This window comes from Amycolatopsis sp. N2S4-7 (assembly GCF_058119595.1).
The window spans coordinates 4,245,813-4,260,831 of record NZ_CP172299.1 but is presented as its reverse complement, the minus strand read 5'-3'; the positions used below and the strand labels follow the sequence as shown (position 1 = coordinate 4,260,831).

Sequence of the window (15,019 nt, the reverse complement as noted above, 5' to 3'; positions counted from 1 at the left end):
CCCTTGGATCCCGGGGACGATCTGCTGACCGAATTCGCCGCCGATCTCCGGCGTTTGCGCGAGAGCGCCGGGAATCCGACCTACCGCGAGCTCGGGCGGCGCGCGCACTACTCGGCAGGCACGCTGTCCGAAGCCGCCGGTGGGCGGAAACTCCCCAGCCTGGCCGTCACTTTGGCGTACGTCCGGGCCTGCGGCGGGGTGCCGGGGGAATGGGAGGAGCGCTGGCACGCCGTCGCCGACGAGTCGCGCCGGGACGGTGCCGATTCACCGCCCGAGCCGGCATCAGGGGAAATTCCGCCGTACGTGGGGCTGGCCGCATTCGGGCCCGCCGACGCGAGCCGATTCTTCGGCCGGGAGCGGCTGGTCGAAAAGCTCACCGCGCGGCTTTCGAGACAGCGTTTTCTCGCCGTCCTCGGCGCGTCCGGCTCGGGAAAGTCGTCGCTGCTGCGGGCGGGTCTCCTGCCCGCCGTGAAGGGGCCGGCCGTGCTGCTCACCCCGGGCGCCCGGCCGCTGCAGGAGTGCGCCGTCAAGTTCGCCGCCGCGCTCGGCGTCGCGGCCGGTGCCCTGCTCGACGACTTCGCCGCGCACCCGCGCAACCTCGGCCTCGCCGCCCGCCAGCTGGTCGACGGCGAAGACACCGACGTCGTGCTCGTCGTCGACCAGTTCGAAGAGGTGTTCACCCTCTGCCAGGACCAGCAGGACCGTGCGCAGTTCCTCGACGCGCTCGTCACCGCGACCACCGAGCCCGGCAGCCGGATCCGGGTGGTGCTCGGCATCCGCACCGACTTCTACACCCACTGCGCGCGGCACCCGGAGCTCGCCGAAGCCATGCAGGACGCGCAGGTCCTCGTCGGCCCGATGACCACCGAGGAGCTCCGGCAGGCGATCTCGCGGCCCGCCGTCGACGCCGGCTACCGCGTCGAGAACGCGCTCGTCTCCCGGCTCGTCGCGGACGCCACCGGCCAGCCCGGCGTGCTGCCGCTGCTTTCGCACGCGCTGCTGGAGACGTGGCGACGCCGCCGCGGCACCACGCTCACCCTCGCCGGGTACGAGTCCACCGGCGGCATCGAACGGGCCGTCGCGCAGACGTCGGAAGGCACCTTCGCGACGCTGTCGGGCCGTCAGCAGCGGCTGGCGCGGCAGGTCTTCCTCCGGATGACCGCGCTCGGCGAAGGTACCGAAGACACGAAGCGCCGCATCAGCCGCGCCGAGCTGGACACCGACGACGAGGACACCGCCGTCGTGCTCGGCGAGCTGGCCGCGGCGCGGCTGGTGACCCTCGACGACACCGGCATCGAAATCGCCCACGAGGCCCTCATCCGCGGCTGGCCGCGCCTGCGCGAGTGGCTCACCGAAGACCGCGAGGGCCTGCGCGTCCACCGCCAGCTCACCGAGGCGACCGACGCCTGGGAGTCGGTCGACGAGGACCCCGGCTGGCTCTACCGCGGCACCCGCCTGGCCATCGCGCGGGAGTGGGCCGCGCGCCAGGATTCCGCGCTGTCCCAGCGGGAACGGCGGTTCCTCGACGCCAGCCTCGCCGTCGAGCACGCCGAACAGGCGCGCGACCGCCGCCGCACCCGGCGGCTCCGGCAGCTGGTCGCGCTGCTCGCGGTCCTGCTGGTCGTCGCCGTGGCCGCCACCGCCTACGCCGTGCGCGCCGAGACCACGGCCACCGACCAGCGCAACAGCGCGCTCGCCCAGAAGGTCGCCGGCGAGGCGCTGGCCATGCGCGCCACCAACCCGGCGCTCGCCGCGCAGCTCGCCCTCGCCGCGTACCGCCTCGATCCGAGCGCCGACGCGCGCAGCTCCGTGCTCGGCATGTTCGGGACGCCGTACTCGACGCGGCTCACCGGGCACACCGGCCGGATCAACACCGTCGCCCTGCGCCCGGACGGCCAGGTCATGGTCACCGCCAGCTGGGACGGCACGGCCCGGCTCTGGGACGTCCACGACCGGCACCACCCGGCGCCGCTGGGCACGCTCGCCGGGCACAACGGCAACGTCAACAACGTCGCCTTCTCGGCCGACGGCCGGACCGTCGCGACCGCGGGCTTCGACGGCACCGTCCGCGTCTGGGACGTCACCGACCCGGCCCGGCCGGGCCCCGGCGTCGTCTTCGAACAGCACCCAGGCAAGTCGTACGCGGTTGCGTTCAGCCCGGTGGCGCCGCTGCTCGCGACCGGCGACGTCGCCGGGACGCTCCGGCTGTACGACGTCGCGGACCCCGCCCACCCGAGGCCGGTGGGGGAGCTGACCGGGCACACCTCGTACGTCAACAACCTCGCGTTCAGCGCCGACGGCCGGCTGCTCGCCTCCGCGTCGGCCGACAAGACCGCGCGCGTCTGGGACGTCGCTTCGCGGCGCCAGCTCGGCATCGCGGCCGGGCACACCGACGTCGTGCACGCGGTGGCGTTCAGCCCCGGCGGGCACGTCCTCGCCACGGCGAGCCAGGACCAGACCGCGCGCCTGTGGGACGTCACCGACCCGGCTCGCCCGGCCCAGCTCGCGTCGCTCGGCGCGCACAAGGCGATCGTCCGGTCGGTCGCGTTCACCGCCGACGGGCGCACCCTCGCCACCACCGGCTTCGACCGCACCGCCCGGCTGTGGGACGTCGGCGACCCGCGGCAGCCGCGCGAGCTGCCGTCCCTGCCCGGGCACACCGGCGCCGTCGTCTCCGCGGTGTTCACCCGCGACGGCCGCACGCTCGCCACGGCCAGCGACGACCAGACCGCCCGGCTGTGGGACCTGCCCGGCCCCGGCATCCCCGCGCACACGGCGCAGACGTGCCACGCCGCCTTCGGCCGCGGGGTGCTCGCCACCGGCGGCTACGACGAGGTGGTGCGGCTGCACGACGTCACCGACCAGGCCGCGCCGCGCCCGCTGGCCACGATCGGCGGCTTCGGCGACGCGGTCTGCGGCGTCGCGATCAGCCCGGACGGCCGGACCCTGGCCACCGGCAGCTGGGACCACACGATGACGCTGCGGGACATCACCGACGCGCGGCACCCCGGGCCGCCGGTGGTGTTCAACCGGCTGCACGACGACGTCGACGCGGTCGCGTTCAGCCCGGACGGGCGGCTGCTCGCCACGGCGGGCGACGGCCACACCGCCCGCCTCTGGGACCTCTCCGACCGCCTGCGGCCGGTGGAGATCGCCCGGCTGGAAGGCCACGACGACGACGTCCACACGCTCGCCTTCAGCCCCGACGGCCGGACCCTCGCCAGCGCCGGCTGGGACCACACGGCGCGGTTGTGGGACATCTCGGCACCCCGGGCCCCGCGGCCGCTGGCGAAGCTCGAAGGGCACACGGACACGGTCTACTCGATCGCGTACAGCCCCGACGGCCGGTACGTCGCCACCGCGGGCGCCGACCGCTCGGTCCGCCTCTGGGACGTCGCCGACCCGGCCGCCGCGCGCCTCGCGGCGGTCCTCACCGGCCACACCGACAACGTCCTGTCGGTGTCCTTCAGCGGCGACAGCCGCACCCTGGCGTCCGGCAGCTACGACCGCACCATCCGGCTGTGGGACGTCGCCCGCCGCGAGCCGTACGCGGTCCTGCCCGAGGAACACGACCGCGTCTACGCCGTGCGGTACGCGCCGGACGGCCACACGCTGGCCGGGACCGTCGCGGACGGCACGGTACGGTTGTGGGAAACCGATCCTGACCGGGCGGCCGAAAGAATCTGTGCGGTGGCGGCACCCCGGATCACGGACGCCGAGTGGACGGCCAGCCTCCCCGGCCTCGATTACGCGCCACCCTGCCCCTGACGGGTTGTTCGGCGTTGTTGTTCGGTGGCCGAGCGCGGACACCGAACAACCCGGATCGGATAGACATGCCCTCGGACGGAGAACGTCCCCAAAGACGAACACTCACCGGGGGTCTGAAGGGCTCCTTCAAGGGCACGGGATCCCCGCCTCTCCCGCCCCTCGAAGGAGCCCTTCAGCGTGTCACGACCGCGGAAGCCGCCCTCCAGGTACGCGAACCGACCCTCGGGGTCAGGGGTGGGGGAGCCAGTCCGGGTTCGAGGCCAGGACCGTCAGCTGCTGCGTCGCCCGCGTCAGGGCCACGTACAGCACCCGGCGGCCGGTCGTCGACTCCGTGATCAGGTCCACCGGCTCGACCAGCACCACCGCGTCGTACTCCAGGCCCTTCGAATCCAGGCTGCCGACGACCTTCAGCCGTTCGTCCGCCTGATCCGACAACCAGCCCGCGACCTCCGGCACCCGGTCCATCGCCGTGATGACGCCGACCGTGCCCTCCACGGCGCCCAGCAGCTCCTTGACCGCCGCCTGCGTCGCGGCCGCCAGGCCCGCCGCCTCCACCGGGCGGACGTCCGGCACCACGCCGGTCTTGCGGACCGCCGCCGGCAGCTCGTCCGCCTCCGCGTGCCCGGCCACCACCTTCGCCGCCAGGTCGAAGATCTCCGCCGAGTTCCGGTAGTTCGTCCGCAGCGTGAACCGCCGCCGGGTCGTCTTCACCCCGAACGCCTGGTCGCGCGCCTGCGCCGCCTCCGCCGGGTCCGGCCACGAGCTCTGCACCGGGTCGCCGACCACCGTCCAGCTCGCGTACTTCCCGCGCCGGCCCACCATCCGCCACTGCATCGGCGAAAGGTCCTGCGACTCGTCGACGACCACGTGCGAGTACTCGTCGTAGTGCTCGGGTCGCGTCGGGGCGCCGCCGGACCGCTGCGGCTCCACCTCGATCACCTGCCGCCGCTTGCGCTTCGGCGGCGGGCCGATCAGCACCCGCAGCTCGTCCAGCAGCGCCACGTCCGCGATCGACCAGCCCCGCGAGCGGTCCGCGAAGTCCGCCGCCAGCAGCGAGATCTCGTGCCGGTTCAGCACGCCCTTCGCCACCGACGCCAGCCGCTTCTCCTCGCCCAGCCACTTCAGGATCTGCGCCGGGTACAGCACCGGCCACCACACCACCAGGAACCGGTGGAAGTCGATCCGCTCACCCAGGTCGGTGATCAGCTCCGCCCGGTCGAACGGCTTCCCGTCGGCCTTCGCGTACTCCTCGGCCTTCGACGCCAGCGCGTCCAGCAGCAGCTCGGCCGCCCGGATCCGCGACCGGTTCGGCGGCGCGCCCTGCGTGTGGGCCTTGCGGCGCACCTTCTCCAGGTCCCGCGCCGAGAGCTTGAGCACCTCGCCGCGGTAGACGATCCGCATCTCCTCCGGCGCCCCCGGCGGCGTGTCCCGCAACGCCCGCAGCAGCACCTTCCGCATCCGCAGCGACCCCTTGACCGCCGCCAGCGGGGCCGCGTCCTGCCGCGTCGCCTCCAGGCCGTCGAGGACTTCGCCGAGCGCGCGCAGTTCGACGTTCGTCTCCCCCATCGAGGGGAGGACCCGCGAGATGTAGCTGGTGAACACGCCGGACGGACCGATCACCAGCACGCCGGCGCCGCCGAGCTGACGCCGGTGCCGGTACAGCAGGTAGGCCGCGCGGTGCAGGGCCACGGCGGTCTTGCCGGTGCCCGGCCCGCCGGTGATCTCGGTGACCCCGCGCCACGGCGCCCGGATCACCTCGTCCTGCTCCTTCTGGATGGTGGCGACGATGTCGCGCATCTTCTCGCCGCGCGAACGCCCCAGGGCGGCCATCAGCGCGCCCTCGCCGACGATCTGCATGTCCTCGGGCACGGCGTCGGCGATCAGCACGTCGTCGTCGACGTCCAGCACGTTCTGGCCCGAGCAGCGGATCACGCGCCGCCGCACGACGTCCATCGGCTCCTCGGCCGTGGCCTGGTAGAACGCGGCCGCGGCCGGCGCGCGCCAGTCCGTGACGAGGTTGTCGAACTCGGCGTCGCGGATGCCGAGCCTGCCGACGTACACGCGCTCGGCGTCCTGGAGGTGGTCGAGCCTGCCGAAGACGAGCCCCTCGTACTCGGCGTCGAGCGTCTGCAGCGTCTGGTTGGCGTGGTAGACCATCATGTCGCGCTCGAACAGCATCGACGCCTGCTCGAAGATCGCTTCGCGCTGCGCACCCTGGCCGATTTCGTAGCCCTTCGTGCGCATCGCCTCGGCTTGGGCCCGCAGTTCGTCCAGACGGGTGTACACGCGATCGACGTGGGCTTGTTCGATGGCGATCTCGGCCCGTCTGACCCGAGGTTCCGACACGCATGGCTCCTTGACAGCTCTGGATCGCCTCCGAGGGCGAAGAACGACTCTACGCGTTGGGCGCGACGGGGACACCCGTGTCCCGGTTCTGAGTGCCGCGCGTCATCCCCCCACAATCGGGGGGTGACGAGGATCGTGGCCGGGACGGCGGGCGGGCGGCGGCTGAAGGTGCCGCCGAAGGGCACCCGGCCGACTTCGGAGCGCGTAAGGGAAGCCCTGTTCAACGCCCTGGAGACAGCGGGGGAGCTGGACGGCGCCCACGTCCTCGACCTCTACGCCGGGTCCGGCGCGCTCGGCCTCGAGGCCCTTTCCCGCGGCGCCGCCGACGCCCTCTTCGTGGAGGCCGACCGGCGCGCGGTGGACGTCCTGCGCGGCAACGTCGCGGCGCTGGGCCTGGGCGGCACGGTCCGCGCCGGGCAGGTCGAGGCGGTGGTCGCCGCGCCCGCGCCCCAGGCGTTCGACCTCGTGCTGGCCGACCCGCCGTACGCGGTCGACGCGGCCGCGCTCGGGAGGCTGCTCGCGGCGCTGGCCGCGGGCGGCTGGCTGGGCGGGAGCGCGCTGGTCGTCGTCGAACGCGCCGCGCGCGACGGCGAGCCGGACTGGCCGGCGGGCTTCGAACCGTCGCGCGCGAAGAAGTACGGCGACACGGCCGTCTTCTGGGCGGAGTACACAGCTGTGGCGTGAGCCACTCGCGCAAGAGCGGGCGCGGCGCCGCGCGGCACGGTAGCGTCCGCGCCATGCGGCGTGCGGTCTGTCCCGGTTCCTACGATCCGGCCACCAACGGGCACCTCGACATCATCGAGCGGGCGAGCCGGTTGTTCGACGAGGTCGTCGTCGCGGTGGGGGTGAACAAGAGCAAGAAGGGCCTCTTCGAGGTCGAGGAGCGCCTGGAGATGCTGCGCGAGATCACCGCGAAGCTGCCGAACGTGCGGATCGACTCGTGGGAGGGCCTGCTGGTCGACTACTGCCGCGACAACGACATCGCGGCGGTCGCCAAGGGCCTGCGCTCGGTCAGCGACTTCGACTACGAGCTGCAGATGGCGCAGATGAACCGCGAGCTCACCGGCGTCGAGACGCTGCTGATGGCGAACAACCCGGCGTACGGGTTCGTGTCCAGTTCGCTCGTCAAGGAGGTCGCGGCCCTCGGCGGCGACATCGAGCACCTGGTGCCGCCCGTCGTCTACGACCGGCTTTCGGAGAAGTTCCCGAAGCTCGGGCGCTGACCCTCCACACCGGACTTCCCGCAACCCGGGCGTCCGGTCCCCGTCGATCGGCCCCGTCCGTTCGTCGGGACTTGGCCCGGCCGGGGCGGGAGTTCACGTTCTCGTCTTCTGGCGATCATCCGATCGGGTTACGGTCCGAAAATGACCAACTACCGATCACGCCTGGTCGCGGTCCTCTTCGCGCTCCTGGCCACGCTGTTCGCCGGGGCCACCGCCGCCGAAGCGGTGCCGAGTTCACCGGCCGTCGCCGAGCAGAACGCCTGCGGGAACCTCTCCGGGTTCTCCCACACGACGCTCCCGGCCCTGCCGGCCGAAGCGACGACGACGTACAACCTGATCCAGCGGGGCGGGCCGTTCCCGTACCCGCAGAACGACGGCGTCGTCTTCGACAACCGGGAAGGCATCCTCCCGGCCTGCGCGTCGGGCTACTACCACGAGTACACGGTGCCCACGCCCGGCTCGACCAACCGCGGCACGCGCCGCATCGTGACCGGCAGCGGCGGCGAGTACTTCTACACCGGCGACCACTACGCCACCTTCAAGGTCATCGACGTCGGCGGCGGCACGACGCACGCCTGCGGCGACCTGTCCGGCCTGGCGAAGATCGGCTACTCCCAGCTCTCCGCGGCCGCGAAGACGGTCGTGGACAACGTCCGCGGCGGCGCGTCCACCGGCACGACCTACGAGAACCGCGAAGGCGTGCTCCCGGCCTGCGCGTCCGGCTACTACAGGCTGTTCGCCGTCGGCACGAACGACCGCGTGATCTCCGGCAAGGCCGGCGAGCTGGCCTACACACCCGACCACTACGCCACGTTCAAGCGGATCGACCTGAATTCCTGACCCGTGCAACGCGCCGCGCCCCCTCGTCCGTGAGGTACACCGGAACACCGACGAGGAGGCGCGATGCGGGCTGCGGACGACGCGGACTTCCGGGAGTTCGCCCGGGCACGGGCCATGGTGCTCAGGCGGACCGCGTACCTGCTGTGCGGCGACTGGCACCTGGCCGAGGACCTGGTCCAGAACGCCCTGGTGAAGCTGTACCGGACCTGGCCGAAGATCACCCGCCGCGGGCCCGTCGACAACTACGCCCGGCAGGTCCTGCTGCGCTGCTGGCTCGACGAGCAGCGACGGCCCTGGCGGCGTCGCGAACGCCGTGACGGCGTCGTGCCGGACCAGCCCTCGCCCGCGCCCGAGACCGGGATTTCCGACCCGCTCCTGCGCGCCCTCGCCGAAGTTCCCCCGAAGCAGCGCGCCGCCGTCGTGCTCCGCTACTGCGCCGACCTCCCGGCGTCGGCGGTCGCGGAGGTGCTGCGCTGCTCGGAAGGAACCGTCCGGAGCCAGGCCGCGCGCGGGCTCGAGACGCTTCGCGGCGTCCTCGAGCACAGCGCGGAGAGGAGTGCGTGATGACCGATCTCGAAACCCGCCTCAGGGACGTCCGGTTCGCGGAACCGCCGCTCGGGTTCGACCCGGACGAGGTCGCGGACCGGGGGGCCCGGCAGGCGCGCACGCGCTCCGCCGCGGTGGTGGTCCTCGCGGCCGTCTCGGTCGTGGCCGCCGCGTTGTGGTTCTGGATCCCGCCGCAGGACCGGGTGGGGCCCGCGGCGGCGCCGGTGCCGCCGTCGCTCGCCGAGCAGTCCCGGATCCGCCTGGCGCTCAGCGACGCCGTCATGCGGGCGCTGCCCGGCGTGCACGACCTGACCCTGGGCCGGTCGTCGGCCGACAGCATCGGCCCCGACCGGATGAGCGTGACGGCCGAGTTCGTCGACGCGGGCGGACGGCCCGGCAACTTCCAGCTGACGGTGCGCGGGGCGCGGGCCGCGCACCAGGTCGTCCCGGCCGACCGGCTCTGCACCGCGTCCGGCACGGCGTCGCACTGCGTCCGGCTCCCGCAGCCCGGCGGCGGCGTCCTCGTGCTCTCCGAACTCGTCTACCAGGACGAAAACGGCGCTCCGGTGCGCGAGGGCACGAACGGGTTCCTGTACCGCCCCGACGGCTCGACGGTGATCGTCACCGGCGGCCTCGGCTACCCGCTGACCGAGGAGCAGCTCACGAAGGTGATCACCGATCCGGCCTTGGCGCTGACCTAGGACTCCGGCGCCGGGCGTGGTCCCGGGGGACACGCCCGGCGCCGGTCGCGTTCACCGCTTCGGCGGCCGATCAGGGCAGACTGGTCACAGCGACAGGGGATTGGAGTTGCCGTGTACCGGGTTTTCGAGGCGCTCGACGAGCTCGTCACCATCGTCGAGGAGGCGCGCGGCGTCCCGATGACGTCCAGCTGCGTGGTGCCCCGCGGCGACGTGCTCGAACTCCTCGACGACGTCCGCGACGCACTGCCCGCGGAGATCGACGACGCCCAGGACGTCCTCGACAAGCGCGACGACCTGATCCACGCCGCCCGCAAGGAGGCGGGCGAGACGGTCGCCGGCGCGAACGCCGAGGCCGAGCGCGCGATCGCCGACGCCACGGACGAGGCGGAGCGCATCCTGGCCGACGCGCGCGCCCGCGCCGAGCAGATGCTCGCCGACGCGCACGACCAGGCCGACCGCACGGTCGCGGCGGGCCAGGCGGAGTACCAGAACCTCACGGACCGCTCCCGCGCGGAATCCGAGCGCATGGTCCAGGCCGGCCGCGACGCGTACGACCGCGCCATCGAGGACGGCCGCGCCGAGCAGGCCCGCCTGGTCGCGCAGACGGAGGTCGTCCAGGCGGCCCACGCGGAATCGGCGCGCATCGTCGACGAGGCCCACGCCGAAGCCGACCGCCAGCGAGCGGACTGCGACGCATACGTGGACGGCAAGCTGGCGGAGTTCTCGGAGCTCCTGGCCACGACGCTGCGAACGGTCGACTCGGGCCGCAACCACCTCCGCTCGCCGGCGAACCTGCCGAGTTCCGGCGGACGCCCGACGCTGTACGACTACCAGGTGTGATCCGAATCTCGCCGCTGGGTTCGCTGGCCTTTGCTCGGGCGGCGGGCTTTCGTCCGGGGTTGTCCACAGTTTCGCCTGGGTGGGGATAGCTGGCTCTGAACGGCGGCTTTGCCCGGATTTCGTGCGGGCGTCGCCGATACGCTCAATGGGGCTGGAGGTTCCCCCTGGGAGGGCGGGCCGTGGCTGGTGGGGCGGGCTCTGCGCCAAAGTGGCCTGTTCACCGCGGCACTTGCGGTCTTGCCTCGTCTCGGCCCGGTCGGCCGGACGCGTTTCCTGTCTTACTTGCCCTCGCCGTCGCAGCTCAGGTGGGCCGTGCGCGAGGGGTGGCTTGTTTCCTGCGGCACTTGCGGTCTTGCCTCGTCTCGGCCCGGTCGGCCGGACGCGTTTCCTGTCTTACTTGCCCTCGCCGTCGCAGCGCAAGTGGGCCGTGCGCGAGGGGTGGCTGGTTTACCGCGGCCCTGCGGCCTCACCCCGTCGCAACCCCGTCGGCCGGTTGCGTTCCGCGCCTCACCTGCCCTCACGCCGTCCCAGCCCAAGAGGGCCCTGCGCGAGGAGCGGCCTGTTTACCGCGGCACAGGCCTCACCCGGTCTCGACCCGATCGGCCGGATGCCTTCCCCACCTCACCTGCCCCGCCGTCCCAGCCCAAGTCGGTCCGACGCAAGGAGCGGCCCGCGCACCGCGGCCCCCCAGTCCCGACCCCGGCCGGATGCTCATCCCCCGTCCCAGCTCAAAAGCCCTCGCCAACGGTGCGTACTCTGGACTGGATGTCCGAGAACAAGACCCCCCAGCTCGACGACCGCAGCCCCTGGGTGATCGACACCCGTGAGCTCGGCCGTCACGCCGGCCTCAGCCGCGCCCTGAAGCGCAGCGTGCCGGTGGAGACGCCGCTCGGCGTCCCCGACGTCATCACCATCGACGCCGGCTCCACGCTCGAGCTCGACCTGCTCCTCGAGTCGGTCGTCGAAGGTGTGCTCGTCAGCGGCACCGCGACGGCGACGGCGAAGGGCGCCTGCGCCCGCTGCCTCGACCCGCTGACCGAGGAGGTCGAGGTCGAGGTCCAGGAGCTGTTCGCCTACCCGGGGTCGGCCACCGAGGAGACCACGGACGAGGACGAGATCCCCCGGCTGGTCGACGACCGGATCGACCTCGAGCCCATCGTGCGCGACGCCGTCGTGCTGGCCCTGCCGCTGGCGCCGCTGTGCACCGAGGACTGCGCCGGGTTGTGCATCGAGTGCGGCGTCAAGTGGGCCGATCTCGAGCCCGGACACGGGCATGAGAAGATAGACCCTCGGTGGGCCGCACTCGTGGAGCGATTCGACGAGAATGCGGGCGAGAAGCCTGCGCAGGGCCCAGCTGAGCAAGCCTGACGAGCGCCCAGCTCGTTCCGGAGGAAAGTTCGCTCGCACCGCGAGCAGACCGTCATAAGGAGATCTACTCGTGGCCGTCCCGAAGCGGAAGATGTCGCGATCCAACACGCGCTCCCGCCGCAGCCAGTGGAAGGCGGCTCCGGTGCAGCTGGTGCCCTGCTCCAACCGCGCCTGCAAGCAGCCGAAGCTCCAGCACGTCGCGTGCCCGTCGTGCGGCCAGCACAACGGCCGCCAGGTTGTCGAGCCCGCCTGATCGGGTAGCCGACATGGGGGGCAAGACGCCCGGGGGACCACCGGCCGATCCGGCGCCGTTGCTCGAAGCGCTCGGGGTCACACTCGACCCCGAGCTGCTCCGGCTGTCGCTGACCCACCGTTCGTACGCGTACGAAAACGGGGGTCTGCCGCCGAACGAGCGGCTGGAGTTCCTCGGTGACGCCGTGCTCGGCCTCGTCGTCACCGATCACCTGTACACCACACACCCCGACCTGCCCGAAGGTCAGCTCGCGAAGCTCCGTGCCAGCGTCGTCAACATGCACGCGCTGGCGCGGGTCGCCCGCGGGCTCGGCGAGGGCGGGCTCGGGGCGCACCTGCTGCTCGGCAAGGGCGAAGAGCTCACCGGCGGCCGGGACAAGGCGAGCATCCTCGCCGACGGGCTGGAAGCCGTCATCGGTGCCGTCTACCTCGAGCACGGCATCGAGATCGCCCGCAAGCTCGTGCACCACCTCTTCGACGGCCTGCTCGCCGAGGCGCCGCTGCGCGGTGCCGGGCTCGACTGGAAGACGAGCCTGCAGGAGCTGACCGCGTCGAGTGGCCTCGGCGTGCCCGAGTACAAGGTCGAGGACACGGGGCCGGACCACCGCAAGGAGTTCACGGCCACGGTCCTCATCGCCGGCCGTCCGCTCGGTCACGGCAACGGGTCGACGAAGAAGGAAGCGGAGCAGAAGGCCGCCGAGACGGCCTGGCGTTCGCTGTCGGCCGAACTCGAGGCCGAGAAGAAGGCCGAACCGGAGTCCTGATCAGCGGGAACCCGCGTTGACGTATCCGCCTGCCCCTCAGTAGCGTGTTGATCATCCGCCGCGCTCGTACTCACTGAGAGGTCTTGGCGGATGCGTCTGCTCTTCGTTCCCCTGCTCACGGCGACTCTCGTTCTCGTACCCGGGCCGGTCGCCTCGGCCGCGCAGGTCCGCGTGACGTCGCTGTCGGCGTTGCAGGCCGCTATGGACAAGGCGAACCCCGGTGACACGATCGTGCTCGCCGACGGGTCCTACTCCGCGGGCTCGACGCTCTCGATCAAGCGGTCCGGCACCAGTTCCGCGCCCGTGACGGTCGCCGCCGAGCACACCGGCCAGGCCACCATCACCGGCTCGAAGACGTTCTCCTTCGCGAGCGGCGTCTCGAACGTGGTGCTGCGGGGGTTCAAGTTCCGCAACGGAGCTTCGCTGACCGTGCCCGCCGACGCGTCGCACAACCGCCTGACCCGCAACGACTTCCAGCTCACGAGCGACGGCAACTGGGTCACCGTCAGCGGTGACGACACGGTGGTCGACCGCAACGTCTTCCAGAACCGCACCACCCAGGGCGTGTTCCTGCAGATCCTCGGGCCGTCCGACGCCATGGCGAAGCGCGTCCACGTGCACCACAACTACTTCTACAACCACCAGTTCTCCGGCTCGAACGGCGGTGAGTCGATCCGGCTCGGGCTGAGCAACCACCAGTCGTACACGGCGAACGCGCTGATCGAGAACAACCTCTTCGAGAAAGCCGACGGCGACAGCGAAGCGATTTCCGTCAAGTCGTCGGACAACGTCGTGCGGTACAACACGATCCGCGACAGCAAGGGCTACATCGTGCTGCGCCACGGCAACCGCAGCGTCGTCGAGGGCAACCTCCTGTTCGGGTCGGGCATCCGGTTCCACGGCAACGACCACAAGGTCGTGAACAACTACGTCGCCAACACCGGTGGCCGCGCGATCGTGTTCGGCTCCGGTGACGAAGCCGACAGCGGCCCGACGAGCAAGCTCCACGACCGCCCGGACCGCGTGACGGTCGCGTACAACACGGTGCTGGGTTCGAACAGCGTCATCGACGGCGACGGCGGCGACTTCAAGCCGAAGGACTGCGTGGTCGCGGACAACATCGTCAAGGGCACGTCCGGCACGCTGGTGACGCTGCCGAGCGGGTCGACCGTGAAGTACGAGGGCAACATCACCTACGGCGGTTCGGCCGGGATCCCGTCGAAGGCGGTCGACCCGAAGCTGGTCAAGGACGCGGCGGGCCTGTACCGGCTGGCCCCGGGCAGCCCGGCGATCGACGCCGGCGCCGGGTCGTACCCGTCGGCGGCGAAGGACTTCGACCTGCAGGCCCGCAGCGGCGCGTTCGACGTCGGCGCCGACGAGTACTTCGCGTCGGGCGCCACCCGGGTGCCGCTGACCAAGGCCGACGTCGGGCCGTCGGCGCCCTGACGGCGTCGCTCAAAAAACTGTCGTACCCGGCGGGCACAATGGCCGCATGCCCGAACTCCCCGAGGTCGAAGTCGTCCGCCTGGGCCTGCAGGCGCACGTCGCGGGCCGGACCATCCGCGAGGCGGAGGTCCTCCACCCGCGTGCCATCCGCCGCCACGCCCTGGGCGCGGAGGACTTCACGCAGCGCCTCAGCGGCACGCGCGTCGAGGCGGCGCGGCGCCGCGGGAAGTACCTGTGGCTGGAGCTGTCCGACAAGGAGGCGCTGCTGGCCCACCTCGGGATGAGCGGGCAGATGCTCGTCCAGCCCGCGGACGCGCCGGACGAAAAGCACCTGCGGGCGCGGCTGCGCTTCGACGACGACGGGCCGGAGCTGCGCTTCGTCGACCAGCGGACGTTCGGCGGCCTGGCGCTCGACGACCTCCACGACGTCGGCGGCGACGTGCTGCTGCCCGACACGATCGCGCACATCGCGCGCGACCCGATGGACCCGGAGTTCGACCTCGACACGGCCGTGCGCGCGCTGCGGTCCCGGCGCACCGAGGTCAAACGGGCCCTGCTCGACCAGACGCTGGTGTCCGGCATCGGCAACATCTACGCGGACGAAGCCCTCTGGCGCGCTCGCCTGCACTGGTCCCGGCCGACGGAAAAGCTTTCGCTCGCGAAGGGGCGTGAGCTGCTTTCGGCAGCTGCCGACGTGATGAACGCGGCGCTGGGCGCGGGCGGGACGTCGTTCGACGCGTTGTACGTGAACGTCAACGGGCAGTCGGGGTACTTCGACCGGTCCCTGGACGCGTACGGCCAGGAGGGCCTGCCGTGCCACCGGTGCGGTACGGCGATCCGGCGGGAGCCGTTCATGAACCGCTCGTCGTTCTCGTGTCCACGGTGCCAGCCCCGGCCGAGGGCGAACTCGCGTTGATAAATGGTG

At 72.1% G+C, this 15,019-nt stretch carries 13 protein-coding genes; 12 read left to right on the top strand and 1 reads right to left on the bottom strand.

The features are described 5' to 3' along the window. Positions 1-3 precede the first annotated feature (3 nt). On the top strand, positions 4-3,768 hold the full coding sequence (locus ACH54P_RS19935; protein ID WP_489914861.1) for an nSTAND1 domain-containing NTPase: 3,765 nt from the start codon (positions 4-6) through the stop codon (positions 3,766-3,768). Between the two features lie 228 nt (positions 3,769-3,996). Here ACH54P_RS19935 and ACH54P_RS19930 read toward each other — a convergent pair whose 3' ends face one another. Continuing rightward, complete coding sequence (locus ACH54P_RS19930) at positions 3,997-6,114, bottom strand: HelD family protein (RefSeq protein ID WP_489914860.1); 2,118 nt, start codon at positions 6,112-6,114, stop codon at positions 3,997-3,999. A 123-nt stretch (positions 6,115-6,237) separates the two neighbouring features. Between ACH54P_RS19930 and rsmD the strand changes: the two genes are divergently transcribed. The 11 genes from rsmD (at position 6,238) to mutM (ending at position 15,010) form a co-directional block, all read left to right on the top strand. Then, positions 6,238-6,798: a 16S rRNA (guanine(966)-N(2))-methyltransferase RsmD gene (rsmD, locus tag ACH54P_RS19925; protein ID WP_489914858.1), complete on the top strand. Its 561-nt coding sequence runs from the start codon at positions 6,238-6,240 to the stop codon at positions 6,796-6,798. Positions 6,799-6,851: 53 nt separating this feature from the next. Further along, positions 6,852-7,337 carry a pantetheine-phosphate adenylyltransferase gene (gene coaD, locus ACH54P_RS19920; RefSeq protein ID WP_489914856.1) on the top strand — a complete coding sequence of 162 codons (486 nt, stop codon included), beginning with the start codon at positions 6,852-6,854 and terminating at the stop codon, positions 7,335-7,337. A gap of 141 nt (positions 7,338-7,478) precedes the next feature. Continuing rightward, positions 7,479-8,177, top strand: a complete 699-nt coding sequence (locus ACH54P_RS19915) for a ribonuclease domain-containing protein (protein ID WP_489914854.1) — start codon at positions 7,479-7,481, stop codon at positions 8,175-8,177. A 63-nt stretch (positions 8,178-8,240) separates the two neighbouring features. Then, complete coding sequence (locus tag ACH54P_RS19910) at positions 8,241-8,741, top strand: SigE family RNA polymerase sigma factor (protein WP_489914852.1); 501 nt, start codon at positions 8,241-8,243, stop codon at positions 8,739-8,741. Beyond that, positions 8,741-9,424: a hypothetical protein gene (locus ACH54P_RS19905; protein WP_489914850.1), complete on the top strand. Its 684-nt coding sequence runs from the start codon at positions 8,741-8,743 to the stop codon at positions 9,422-9,424. Before ACH54P_RS19910 ends, ACH54P_RS19905 begins: the two co-directional genes overlap by 1 nt. 111 nt (positions 9,425-9,535) lie before the next feature. Continuing rightward, positions 9,536-10,264: a DivIVA domain-containing protein gene (locus ACH54P_RS19900; protein WP_489914848.1), complete on the top strand. Its 729-nt coding sequence runs from the start codon at positions 9,536-9,538 to the stop codon at positions 10,262-10,264. 765 nt (positions 10,265-11,029) lie between these two features. Beyond that, positions 11,030-11,632 (top strand): YceD family protein, encoded by a 603-nt coding sequence (locus tag ACH54P_RS19895; protein ID WP_489914846.1) that lies wholly within the window; start codon positions 11,030-11,032, stop codon positions 11,630-11,632. A 70-nt stretch (positions 11,633-11,702) separates the two neighbouring features. Further along, on the top strand, positions 11,703-11,885 hold the full coding sequence (gene rpmF, locus ACH54P_RS19890) for a 50S ribosomal protein L32 (protein WP_003090635.1): 183 nt from the start codon (positions 11,703-11,705) through the stop codon (positions 11,883-11,885). A gap of 13 nt (positions 11,886-11,898) precedes the next feature. Continuing rightward, entirely contained in the window at positions 11,899-12,648 is a 750-nt protein-coding gene (rnc, locus tag ACH54P_RS19885) for a ribonuclease III (RefSeq protein WP_489914844.1), read from the top strand. A 90-nt stretch (positions 12,649-12,738) separates the two neighbouring features. After that, positions 12,739-14,094, top strand: coding sequence for a chondroitinase-B domain-containing protein (locus ACH54P_RS19880; protein ID WP_489914842.1), 1,356 nt, complete (start codon positions 12,739-12,741; stop codon positions 14,092-14,094). Positions 14,095-14,140: 46 nt separating this feature from the next. Then, the gene (gene mutM / locus ACH54P_RS19875; RefSeq protein ID WP_489914840.1) at positions 14,141-15,010 is read left to right on the top strand and encodes a bifunctional DNA-formamidopyrimidine glycosylase/DNA-(apurinic or apyrimidinic site) lyase; all 870 of its coding nucleotides are present in this window, start codon (positions 14,141-14,143) and stop codon (positions 15,008-15,010) included. Positions 15,011-15,019 lie beyond the last annotated feature (9 nt).

Coding starts and splice junctions, on each gene's coding strand:
- rnc (WP_489914844.1), top strand. CDS start 11,899: ATGGGGGGCAAGACGCCCGGGGGACCACCGGCCGATCCGGCGCCGTTG.
- ACH54P_RS19915 (WP_489914854.1), top strand. CDS start 7,479: ATGACCAACTACCGATCACGCCTGGTCGCGGTCCTCTTCGCGCTCCTG.
- coaD (WP_489914856.1), top strand. CDS start 6,852: ATGCGGCGTGCGGTCTGTCCCGGTTCCTACGATCCGGCCACCAACGGG.
- ACH54P_RS19910 (WP_489914852.1), top strand. CDS start 8,241: ATGCGGGCTGCGGACGACGCGGACTTCCGGGAGTTCGCCCGGGCACGG.
- ACH54P_RS19895 (WP_489914846.1), top strand. CDS start 11,030: ATGTCCGAGAACAAGACCCCCCAGCTCGACGACCGCAGCCCCTGGGTG.
- ACH54P_RS19905 (WP_489914850.1), top strand. CDS start 8,741: ATGACCGATCTCGAAACCCGCCTCAGGGACGTCCGGTTCGCGGAACCG.
- ACH54P_RS19880 (WP_489914842.1), top strand. CDS start 12,739: ATGCGTCTGCTCTTCGTTCCCCTGCTCACGGCGACTCTCGTTCTCGTA.
- mutM (WP_489914840.1), top strand. CDS start 14,141: ATGCCCGAACTCCCCGAGGTCGAAGTCGTCCGCCTGGGCCTGCAGGCG.